The organism is Paraburkholderia caribensis (assembly GCF_002902945.1).
Lineage (GTDB): Bacteria > Pseudomonadota > Gammaproteobacteria > Burkholderiales > Burkholderiaceae > Paraburkholderia > Paraburkholderia caribensis.
Window position 1 is genome coordinate 855,170 of record NZ_CP026102.1, and the last position, 10,801, is coordinate 865,970.

At 62.8% G+C, this 10,801-nt stretch carries 8 protein-coding genes, 2 tRNA genes and 1 rRNA gene; all 11 read left to right on the top strand.

Going from position 1 to position 10,801, the window contains the following annotated elements; translation table 11 throughout:
* The first annotated feature begins 111 nt into the window (after window positions 1–111).
* The 11 genes from phnS to C2L66_RS20405 all read left to right on the top strand — a co-directional run bounded on the left by phnS (window position 112) and on the right by C2L66_RS20405 (window position 10,694).
* On the top strand, window positions 112–1,218 hold the full coding sequence (gene phnS / locus C2L66_RS20355; RefSeq protein WP_060603395.1) for a 2-aminoethylphosphonate ABC transporter substrate-binding protein: 1,107 nt from the start codon (window positions 112–114) through the stop codon (window positions 1,216–1,218).
* Window positions 1,219–1,340: 122 nt separating this feature from the next.
* Window positions 1,341–2,441: a 2-aminoethylphosphonate ABC transport system ATP-binding subunit PhnT gene (gene phnT, locus C2L66_RS20360; protein ID WP_060603393.1), complete on the top strand. Its 1,101-nt coding sequence runs from the start codon at window positions 1,341–1,343 to the stop codon at window positions 2,439–2,441.
* Window positions 2,419–3,354 (top strand): 2-aminoethylphosphonate ABC transporter permease subunit, encoded by a 936-nt coding sequence (locus tag C2L66_RS20365; RefSeq protein ID WP_060603390.1) that lies wholly within the window; start codon window positions 2,419–2,421, stop codon window positions 3,352–3,354. The genes phnT and C2L66_RS20365 overlap by 23 nt, the downstream gene beginning before the upstream one ends.
* Window positions 3,354–4,214, top strand: coding sequence for a 2-aminoethylphosphonate ABC transport system, membrane component PhnV (gene phnV / locus C2L66_RS20370; protein WP_060603387.1), 861 nt, complete (start codon window positions 3,354–3,356; stop codon window positions 4,212–4,214). The genes C2L66_RS20365 and phnV overlap by 1 nt, the downstream gene beginning before the upstream one ends.
* Window positions 4,215–4,293: 79 nt before the next feature.
* On the top strand, window positions 4,294–5,049 hold the full coding sequence (locus C2L66_RS20375) for a phosphonate utilization associated transcriptional regulator (RefSeq protein WP_060603384.1): 756 nt from the start codon (window positions 4,294–4,296) through the stop codon (window positions 5,047–5,049).
* A gap of 53 nt (window positions 5,050–5,102) precedes the next feature.
* Window positions 5,103–6,362, top strand: coding sequence for a phosphonoacetate hydrolase (phnA, locus tag C2L66_RS20380; protein ID WP_060603381.1), 1,260 nt, complete (start codon window positions 5,103–5,105; stop codon window positions 6,360–6,362).
* The gene (phnY, locus tag C2L66_RS20385; RefSeq protein WP_060603378.1) at window positions 6,359–7,816 is read left to right on the top strand and encodes a phosphonoacetaldehyde dehydrogenase; all 1,458 of its coding nucleotides are present in this window, start codon (window positions 6,359–6,361) and stop codon (window positions 7,814–7,816) included. The genes phnA and phnY overlap by 4 nt, the downstream gene beginning before the upstream one ends.
* A 4-nt stretch (window positions 7,817–7,820) precedes the next feature.
* A complete protein-coding gene (locus C2L66_RS20390) occupies window positions 7,821–8,381 on the top strand; it encodes a phosphonate degradation HD-domain oxygenase (RefSeq protein WP_054932463.1) in 561 nt (186 codons plus the stop codon).
* Between the two features lie 511 nt (window positions 8,382–8,892).
* Window positions 8,893–10,423, top strand: a 16S ribosomal RNA gene (locus C2L66_RS20395).
* Between the two features lie 67 nt (window positions 10,424–10,490).
* Window positions 10,491–10,567: transfer RNA gene (locus C2L66_RS20400), tRNA-Ile, on the top strand.
* Window positions 10,568–10,618: 51 nt separating this feature from the next.
* Window positions 10,619–10,694, top strand: a tRNA-Ala gene (locus C2L66_RS20405).
* Window positions 10,695–10,801: the final 107 nt, after the last annotated feature.

Consider the following 10,801-nt stretch of genomic DNA (forward strand, 5'->3'; position numbering starts at 1 on the left):
AATCTCTGCGGCTCCCGGCCGCGACGTCAGGCGGACCGCGCGCCCGAAGCGCGGTCCGGACACCACCACTAACGGGTTACCCACAGGTTTTTGCCTTTCGGAGAGAACGACATGAAAAAGACGGATCACCTTCGCTCGACGGGCCGCGTTGGTCGTATTGGCCAGACGGCTCGCAAGCTGCTGCCCGCGCTGGTCGCGGCAGCCGCGTTCGGCGGCGCGATGTCCGCGCACGCGGCGGGCGCGGTCGTGCTGTACACGGCTGACGGCCTCGAAAATCTCTACAAGGACGTGCTGCCCGCGTTCGAGAAGCAGGAAGGCGTGAAGGTCAACATCGTGACGGCAGGCAGCGGCGAAGTCGTGAACCGCGCAACCGTCGAAAAGGACGCGCCGAAGGCCGACGTGCTCGTCACGCTGCCGCCGTTCATCCAGACGGCGGCGCAATCGGGCTTGCTGCAGAACTACGAGAGCGTGAACTACAAGAACGTGCCCGCCATCGCGAAGGCGTCGGATGGCGCGTGGGCGACGTTCGTGAACAACTATTTCTCGTTCGCGATCAACCCGGAAGTGGTGAAGAACCAGCCGAAGACGTTCGCGGATCTGCTGCATCCTGACTACAGCGGCAAGGTCGCCTACTCCAACCCGGCAACGGCGGGCGACGGCATGGCCGTGATCATCCTGACCACTTCGCTGATGGGCGAAGACAAGGCCTTCGACTACCTGAAGAAGCTCGAGCAGAGCGCCAAGTTCCACACCAAGGGCACGGGCTACCTCGACGTGCTGCTTTCGCGTAACGAAATCGCGGTGGCGAACGGCGACCTGCAGATGGATCTCGACGACGCTGCCAACGGCGGCCTGTCGATCAAGCCGATCTTCCTCGCAGCCGATGCGGGCGGCCAGCCGACCACGTTCCAGTTGCCGTACGCCATTGCGCTCATCAAGAACGGCCCGAACCAGGCCGCGGGTAAGAAGCTGATCGACTATCTGATGTCGACGGAAGTGCAATCGAAGGTGCCGGACATCTTCGGCATTCCGGGCCGCACCGACGTTGCGCTTTCGGGCAAGAACGGCGCAGCCGTCAAGCAGGCAATCGCGGGCGTGAAGCTGATCCCCGTCGACTGGAACCAGGTGATGGCGAAGAAGGCTGACTGGACGGCCCGCTGGAAGGGCGAAGTGATCGGCAGTTCGGGCAAGCAGCTCGAAGTCGTCAAGCCGAAGTAATCGAAGCATCGGATGGAAGGCGCGGCGCGATGCTCGTTGAAACGCTCGTCCCGCCGCGCAAAAAAGCATGCTGGCGCTAGCATGCGCCAAAACCAAAGTCACCAACGCAGGAGGATGGCCCGGTGAACACTGCAACTCTCGCGGATTCGGGCGCGCCAGTCGCCACGCCGCGCGCGCAAGGCGTCGCGCAGACGGGCGCGCCGGGCGGCGTGCAGATCGAACATCTGACCGTGCGCTTCGGCTCGCGCACGGTGCTCGACGATCTGTCGCTGACGATCGAGCGCGGCGAACTGTTGACCGTGCTCGGCCGCAGCGGCTGCGGCAAGACGACGTTGCTGCGCTTCATCGCCGGTTTCATCGAGGCGGACGGCCTTGCCGGCACGTTGACGGTCGCGGGCCGCGACCTCACGCATGTGCCGCCGCACAAGCGCAATCTGGGGCTGCTGTTCCAGAGCTATGCGCTGTTTCCGCATTTGTCCGTGTTCGAGAACGTCGCATTCGGTCTGCGCGCGCGCCGGATCTCGACGAAGGAAATCGCGCGGCGTGTCGCCGATGCGCTAAAGCTGGTGCAACTCGGCGACGCCGGCCACGTGATGCCCGCGCAACTGTCGGGCGGCATGCAGCAGCGCGTGGCGCTGGCGCGTGCGCTCGTGATCGAGCCGGATGTGCTGCTGCTCGACGAACCGCTTTCCGCGCTCGACGCCAATCTGCGCGCGTCGGTGCGCTCCGAACTGAAGGCGCTGCATGAGCGCCTGCCGAATCTGACCATCGTCTGCGTGACGCACGACCAGGACGACGCGCTCGTGCTGTCCGACCGCACGCTGCTGATGCGCGAAGGCCAGATCGCGCAGCTCGGCACGCCGCAGGAACTGTACGACCAGCCGAACGACGCCTTCGTGGCGCGCTATCTAGGCGCGGCCAATCTGCTGCCGCCGAGCGTCGCATTTGCACTCGGTGATGCGCGTTACAGCGAGCGCGAGCGCGTCGCGTGTCTGCGTCCCGAGGCGATGCGTATCGTGCCGCTCGGCGAAGGCCAGTTGCACGGCACGATTTCGACGGTCGAATGGTATGGCTCGGTGCTGGCCGTCCAGGTCGCCCTCGACGCGATGCCCAACGAACCCGTGCAGGTGTCGATGCAGCGCGGCACCGGCATGACGCCCGAAAAGGGCGCGCGGATCTCCCTGCGTTACGAGGCAGACGATGTCGTCCTTATTCAGCCCTGACGCCGGCTCCGACGCGCTCGCGCAAGCGGCTGACGCCCGCCGCGCCGCGACGGCCGCCTCGCACGCGGCCGCAAAGCGCCGGCGCGAGCGCCTGTCGCAATGGCATCTGGCGTTTCTCGCTATTTTCGTGCTCGGCCCGCTCGTGATTTATCCGCTCGTGCGGCTCGTGTTGCTGAGCCTGTCGGGCGAGCATGGACTGGGCTTTCACGCTTATTCGACGTTTTTCCGGAACCCGGAGACGAGCGGCGTGATCGGCACGACGCTGTGGATTCTGTTCGCCAGCGCCGGGCTTGCGTCGCTGCTCGGCGTGGCGCTCGCGTCGCTGCTGTTCTTCAAGCCGTTTCCGGGCGCGCGGCTCGTCACGCGGTTTCTGGAACTGTTCGTCGCGTTCCCGTCGTTCCTCGTCGCGTTCACGCTGATCTTTCTGTACGGCTCGCAAGGCTCCGTCAGTATCGGGCTGCAACGGCTCTTTCATCTCGAAGCGCCGCCGCTCGACTTCCTGTTCGGCATCGGCGGCGTGATTCTCGCGGAAGTGGTGTTCTACGCGCCGTTCGTCGTGCGTCCAACCCTTGCGTCGTTCGCGACGCTCGACATGCGTCTGATCGAAGCCGCGCGCAGCCTCGGCGCGAACGGCTGGATGGTTGCGTTGCGCGTGATCGTGCCGCTCGCCTGGCCGGGTATCGCCGCGGGCACGATTCTGTGCTTTCTGCTGACGCTCAATGAGTTCGGCATTCTGCTCGTGCTCGGCAGCGCGCATCTGATCACGCTGCCCGTGGCGATCTACAGTTCGGCCACCGTCGATCTCGATCTGCCCACTGCCGCCGCCGGCGCCGTCGTGATGCTGGCAATGTCGCTGTCGTTGTATGCGCTGTATCGCCAGGTCAACAAGCGCAAGGTGCGAGGAGCGAAGTAATGTCCGATCTCGATCAAACCGTGCTGCCCGCCGTGCCGCATCGCGCGCGGCCCGTTCAACACGGATTCGTCGCGCGCGTCGCGGGCGGGCTGTTCATGGGGTTCGCCGCGCTGTTGTGCTTCTGGCTGTTCGTGCTGCCCGTGATCGTGGTCGCGCTGTCGAGCGTGGCCGCGCACTGGTCGGGCACGATCCTGCCGGACGGCTTCAGCATGCGCTGGTTCGAGCGGCTCGGCGGCAGCGATTTCGATGCACTCGTGACCAGCCTTCAGATCGGCTTCGGCGTCGCGATCCTCGGCACGATTCTGGGCCTGTGGCTCGCGCTTGCGCTCGAAGGGCGCGACCGGCGCGGCCTCGGCGCGCTCGTCGACACGATCGCCATGGTGCCCAACGGCGTGCCGAGCGTCGTGCTCGGTCTGGCCGTGCTGATCGCGTATCACAAGAAGCCCCTCGATCTGTCGAGTTCCGCTGCCATCGTCGTGTTCGTTCAGCTCGCGCTGGTGTTGCCGTTTTGCTATCGCTGCGCGGCGGCCGCGCTGCGGCCCGAGCTGACCGTATTGCGCGAGGCGGCTGCGAGCCTCGGTGCGCCGCCGTCGATGGTGCTGCGCCGTGTCGTGCTGCCGCAGCTGGTGCCCGCGATCCGCGCGTCGCTCGCGCTGGGCTTCGCGCTGTCGCTCGGTGAACTCGGCGCAACGCTCACCGTTTATCCGCCGGGCTTCGCCACGGTGCCAATCGTCGTGGTTGGACAGGTCGAGCGCGGCTATTACCTGCCGGCGTCGGCGCTGTCGCTGATTCTGCTGATCGCGTCGCTTGCCGCGCTGGTGCTGATTGCCGCCCGCGTGCCGCGTCGCCGCGTGGACTGACCGTCAACGTTTCCTGATTTTTCGTGAGGTGTGTCGAGGTCGGCACACCACGCATGTAGATGTGGCAAATATTGTCGAAATGACCGAAAATATGGAAATTGACCCGGGCGATCGGATCGATGTGGTCAGGCGGCATTCGCTGACGGCGCTGGTGCGCGACGAGATCGAGCGGCACATCGTCGACGGCAAGCTGGCGCCCGGCGACAAGCTGAACGAAACGGAATGGGCCACACGGCTGCAGGTGTCGCGCGGTCCGGTGCGCGAGGCGTTTCGCGCGTTGGAGCAGGCGGGGCTGGTGCGCAACGAGAAGAACCGTGGCGTGTTCGTGCGGACCGTGTCGCTGGCGGAAGCCGACGAAATCTACGCGGTGCGCGCGGTGCTCGAAGAGGCGGCGTGCCGGATGCTGGCATCGCGTATCGATGCCGCGCAACTGGCGGCGCTGCGCGCGCATGTCGACGCCATGCGCGCCGCGCTCGATGCCCGCGATCACGACGCCTATGCGCGCGCGAACGTCGCGTTTCACGACGCGATTGTCGCGACAGCGGGCAACGGCAAGTTGTACGAGACGTATCGCAGGCTGGTGGGTGAATTGAGTCTGTTCCGGCGCGCCGCGCTGGGCGTGCGGGGTGATGCGATGGAGCGCTCGCTCGCCGAGCATCGCGCGATTCTCGCGGCGCTCGCCGCGCGCAACGCGGACGAAGCCGCGCAACTGATGCTCGCGCACGTGGACGGCGGCAGGCAGCGCGCGCATGAGGCCGCGCAGGGCATTGCCGTGCCGCGCGCGTCGAACGGAACGGACGAAGGCAATGACGGCTTGAGCGCGCTGCTCGCCTGAACGGGCCTGAACGAATCAAGAACACGCGTCGGCGACGCGCAGGGAAGAGTGCAATGGCAATCCAATTCGAACGCAGTGTTGAAGTGAATGGCCGCAGCTACCGGCTGCCCGTCAAGCCGACGGTGGTCGTGTGTGTCGACGGCTGCGAGTACGACTATCTGGAAGCGGCTGTGAAAGCGGGCGTGGCGCCGTATATCGGCAAGATGTTGCGCGACGGCGCGGCGTTCAAGGGCGACTGCGTGATTCCGTCGTTCACCAACCCGAACAACCTGTCGATTGTCTGCGGCGTGCCGCCCTCGGTGCACGGCATCTGCGGCAACTACTTCTGGGACCCGCAGGCCAACGAAGGCAAGGGCGCCGAAGTCATGATGAACGACCCCGGCTATCTGCGTGCGCCGACGCTGCTGGCCGCTGCCGCCGACGCGGGTGCCGCCGTCGCCGTCGTGACGGCCAAAGACAAGCTGCGCCGTCTGCTGGGCAACAAGATGAAGGGCATCTGCTTTTCGGCGGAAAAGGCCGACAAGGTGACGCTCGAGGAGAACGGCATCGACGACGTGCTCGGGCTGGTCGGTCTTCCCGTGCCCGACGTGTACAGCGCGGGGCTGTCCGAGTTCGTGTTCGCGGCGGGCGTGCGGCTCGCGCAGACGCGCAAGCTCGACCTGATGTATCTGTCGACCACCGACTACATCCAGCACAAGTGGGCGCCCGGCACGGAAGGCGCGAACGCGTTCTACGCAATGATGGACGGCTATCTGGCGCAACTCGACGCGCTCGGCTGGGTGATCGGCCTCACCGCCGACCACGGCATGAACGCGAAGCACGATCCGCGCACGGGCGAGCCGAACGTGATCTATTTGCAGGACGTGATGGACGAATGGCTCGGCCCCCGCGCGGCCCGCGTGATTCTGCCGATCACCGATCCCTACGTGGTGCACCACGGCGCGCTCGGTTCATTCGCGACGATCTATCTGCCGCGCGATGCAAACGCGCGGCAGTTGATCGAACGCCTTGGCGGCTTGAAGGACATCGAAGTCGTGCTCGACAACCAGGCGGCGTGCGAGCGCTTCGAGTTGCCGAACGACCGCGTGGGCGACATCGTCGTCGTCAGCAAAAAGAATACGGCGCTCGGCACGCGCCGCGATGAACATGACCTGTCGGGCTTGACCGTGCCGCTGCGTTCGCACGGCGGTATCTCGGAGCAGGTCGTACCGCTGATCTTCAATCGACGCATCGACGAAGCACGCGTCGCGGGCAAGCGTCTACGCAATTTCGACGTGTTCGACCTTGCGTTAAACAATGTGGCGGCCTCATGAACGCAATCCTGCAGTCCAACGACCATCCCGCGTTTCGTGCGGAAGCGCTGCGTTTGAAGGGCGAGCGCGCGGCCCGCGCACGCACGCTCGACGTGTTCGATCCGTATTCGGGCATGCGCGTCGGCACGGTGCCGATGGCGAGCGTCGACGACGTGCGCGCCGCTTTCGAATACGCGTCCGCTTATCAGGCGACGCTCTCGCGTTACGAGCGCTCGCAGATCCTCGAGCGCGCGGGCAACTTGCTGCGCGAGCGGCTCGAAGCGGCGTCGGATCTGATCTCGCTCGAATCGGGCTTGTCGAAGCAGGACTCTCGCTATGAGATCGGGCGGGTCGCCGACGTGCTGAAGTTCGCGTCGATCGAAGCGCTGCGCGACGACGGCCAGAGCTTCTCTTGCGATCTGACGCCGCACGGCAAGAAGCGGCGCGTGTTCACGCAGCGCGATCCGCTCGCGGGCGTGATCGTCGCAATCACGCCGTTCAATCACCCGATGAACCAGGTCGCGCACAAGATCGCACCTTCCATCGCGACGAATAATCGCGTGATCCTGAAGCCGTCGGAGAAGGTGCCGCTGTCGGCCTTTTATCTCGCCGATATTCTGTATGAAGCCGGCTTGCCTGCGCCGATGCTGCAGGTGCTGACGGGCGACCCGCGCGAAATCGCCGACGAACTGATCACGAATCCGCTCGCCGAACTCGTCACCTTTACGGGCGGCGTGGCGATCGGCAAGCATATCGCCGAGCGCGCGGGTTACCGGCGCGTGGTGCTGGAGCTCGGCGGCAACGATCCGCTGATCGTGCTCGAAGACGCGGATATCGAACGCGCGGCCACGCTCGCCGTGCAGGGTTCGTACAAGAACTCGGGGCAGCGCTGTACGGCCGTCAAGCGGATCATCGTGCAGAAGAGCATCGCGGCGCGCTTCACCGAGCTGGTCGTCGAGAAAACACGCGAATGGACGTACGGCGATCCGTTCGATACGTCGAACCAGATGGGCACCGTGATCGACGCCGACGCGGCGCGTCTATTCGAAGCGCGCGTGAACGAGGCCGTCGCGCACGGCGCGCGCCTGTTGACGGGCAATCAGCGCAAGGGCGCGTTGTACGCGCCGACGGTCGTCGATCAGGTCGATCCGTCGATGACGCTGATTCGCGAGGAAACGTTCGGCCCCGTCTCGCCGATCATCACCTTCGACACGATCGAAGACGCGATCCGTATCAGCAACGGCACGCCGTTCGGTTTGTCGTGCGGACTGTGCACGAACCGGCAGGACGCGATTCCGCGCTTTATCAACGAACTGCGCGTCGGCACGGTGAACGTGTGGGAAGTGCCCGGGTATCGCGTCGAGCTGACGCCGTTCGGCGGCATCAAGGATTCGGGGCTCGGATACAAGGAAGGCGTGCAGGAAGCGATGAAGAGCTTCACCAATCTCAAGACCTTTTCTCTTCCGTGGGAGTGATGTCGTGGCACTGAATCTCGACGACATTCGCGGACTGTTCGAAGCGCACGGGCAGCTTGCCTATAGCGGCGAGCCGGTGACGCAGCTCGAGCATGCATTGCAAAGCGGTGCGCTGGCGGAATCCGAAGGCGCCGCCGATGAGCTGATTGCGGCGGCGTTTCTGCACGACCTCGGGCATTTGCTGAACCGGCAGGGCGAGACGCCGACCGCGCGCGGTATCGACGATCTGCATCAATACTTTGCGTTGCCGTTCTTGCGGCCGGTGCTGCCGGAAGCGGTGCTGGAGCCGATTCGGCTGCACGTCGATGCAAAGCGCTGCCTGTGCGCTATCGATGCGGCGTACTTTGGGAAGTTGTCAGTGGATTCCGTGCGCAGTCTCGAACTGCAGGGCGGCATATTCAGTGACGACGAGGCGCAGGCGTTCCTGAAGAAGCCATTTGCCGAGGACGCGCTGCGTTTGCGTCGCTGGGACGATCTCGCGAAGGAAGCGAATCGCGCCACGCCGGATCTCGATCACTATCTGAATGTCGTCTCGCGCGTGATGGAGAGGCATGCTGGCCTTTGACGTATATCTGCACAGGCAGGGCGCGTGTACTTGCCTCATATGTCATGCGTTTTACGCACATCAAAAAACCACTTGCAACCCCGCATGCAAGTGTCTAGAATTCCGGTCTTTCGCGCTGCGGCCAACGCGGCGCGAAGCAAACGAGGAAGGCGGGAGAGCCAGCATTGACGGGGCTTTCCGGTGGAGTCGGCGGGTTGGGAAGTTAAAAAAACCGGTTGACGAAGCGAAAAAGGTTCTTCATAATCTCGTTTCTCTGCTGCTGAGGCAGCAACGTGGTGAAAGCAAGGCGCTTCCCGCGAATGTTCTTTAACAATCAACAGCCGATAAGTGTGGGCGCTCGATGACGAAGCGCGCGGTGATCTTCGGGTCACTGATAGCGAAAGTAATCGAGTCTCACACGGAAGAAATTGAGGAAGGTTTGACTGGGTTGAAAGGCCCAGCGCAGATCTTTCGTCAGTGATTTTGAGTGAGCGACCGGTTCTTAGATGAACCGAAAAACAGTAACAGGTTTGAACTGAAGAGTTTGATCCTGGCTCAGATTGAACGCTGGCGGCATGCCTTACACATGCAAGTCGGACGGCAGCGCGGGGGCAACCCTGGCGGCGAGTGGCGAACGGGTGAGTAATACATCGGAACGTGTCCTGGAGTGGGGGATAGCCCGGCGAAAGCCGGATTAATACCGCATACGCTCTGTGGAGGAAAGCGGGGGATCTTCGGACCTCGCGCTCAAGGGGCGGCCGATGGCAGATTAGCTAGTTGGTGGGGTAAAGGCCTACCAAGGCGACGATCTGTAGCTGGTCTGAGAGGACGACCAGCCACACTGGGACTGAGACACGGCCCAGACTCCTACGGGAGGCAGCAGTGGGGAATTTTGGACAATGGGGGCAACCCTGATCCAGCAATGCCGCGTGTGTGAAGAAGGCCTTCGGGTTGTAAAGCACTTTTGTCCGGAAAGAAAACCGCTTCTCTAATACAGGGGCGGGATGACGGTACCGGAAGAATAAGCACCGGCTAACTACGTGCCAGCAGCCGCGGTAATACGTAGGGTGCAAGCGTTAATCGGAATTACTGGGCGTAAAGCGTGCGCAGGCGGTTCGCTAAGACCGATGTGAAATCCCCGGGCTTAACCTGGGAACTGCATTGGTGACTGGCGGGCTAGAGTATGGCAGAGGGGGGTAGAATTCCACGTGTAGCAGTGAAATGCGTAGAGATGTGGAGGAATACCGATGGCGAAGGCAGCCCCCTGGGCCAATACTGACGCTCATGCACGAAAGCGTGGGGAGCAAACAGGATTAGATACCCTGGTAGTCCACGCCCTAAACGATGTCAACTAGTTGTCGGGTCTTCATTGACTTGGTAACGAAGCTAACGCGTGAAGTTGACCGCCTGGGGAGTACGGTCGCAAGATTAAAACTCAAAGGAATTGACGGGGACCCGCACAAGCGGTGGATGATGTGGATTAATTCGATGCAACGCGAAAAACCTTACCTACCCTTGACATGTACGGAACCTTGCTGAGAGGTGAGGGTGCCCGAAAGGGAGCCGTAACACAGGTGCTGCATGGCTGTCGTCAGCTCGTGTCGTGAGATGTTGGGTTAAGTCCCGCAACGAGCGCAACCCTTGTCCCTAGTTGCTACGCAAGAGCACTCTAGGGAGACTGCCGGTGACAAACCGGAGGAAGGTGGGGATGACGTCAAGTCCTCATGGCCCTTATGGGTAGGGCTTCACACGTCATACAATGGTCGGAACAGAGGGTTGCCAAGCCGCGAGGTGGAGCCAATCCCAGAAAACCGATCGTAGTCCGGATCGCAGTCTGCAACTCGACTGCGTGAAGCTGGAATCGCTAGTAATCGCGGATCAGCATGCCGCGGTGAATACGTTCCCGGGTCTTGTACACACCGCCCGTCACACCATGGGAGTGGGTTTTACCAGAAGTGGCTAGTCTAACCGCAAGGAGGACGGTCACCACGGTAGGATTCATGACTGGGGTGAAGTCGTAACAAGGTAGCCGTATCGGAAGGTGCGGCTGGATCACCTCCTTTCCAGAGCTTTAGCGTTTCACAAGTTGAGCGCTCACACTTGTCGGCTGTTAATTGAAGACAGGCTCAGGGGTCTGTAGCTCAGTCGGTTAGAGCACCGTCTTGATAAGGCGGGGGTCGATGGTTCGAATCCATCCAGACCCACCAGCGTCTTGTCTGCGGTGGCTGATCGCGAAACCCCCTGTGTACTGTATGACTGGGGGATTAGCTCAGCTGGGAGAGCACCTGCTTTGCAAGCAGGGGGTCGTCGGTTCGATCCCGTCATCCTCCACCAATCCTCAATGCCTAGTGTTCAGTGCGAACTGAGCCTTATGCATTGGCGATTGAGCCAGTCAGCGAGTGATGTAAGGCATAGCGCCTTGTATCGGCTGTCGTTCTTTA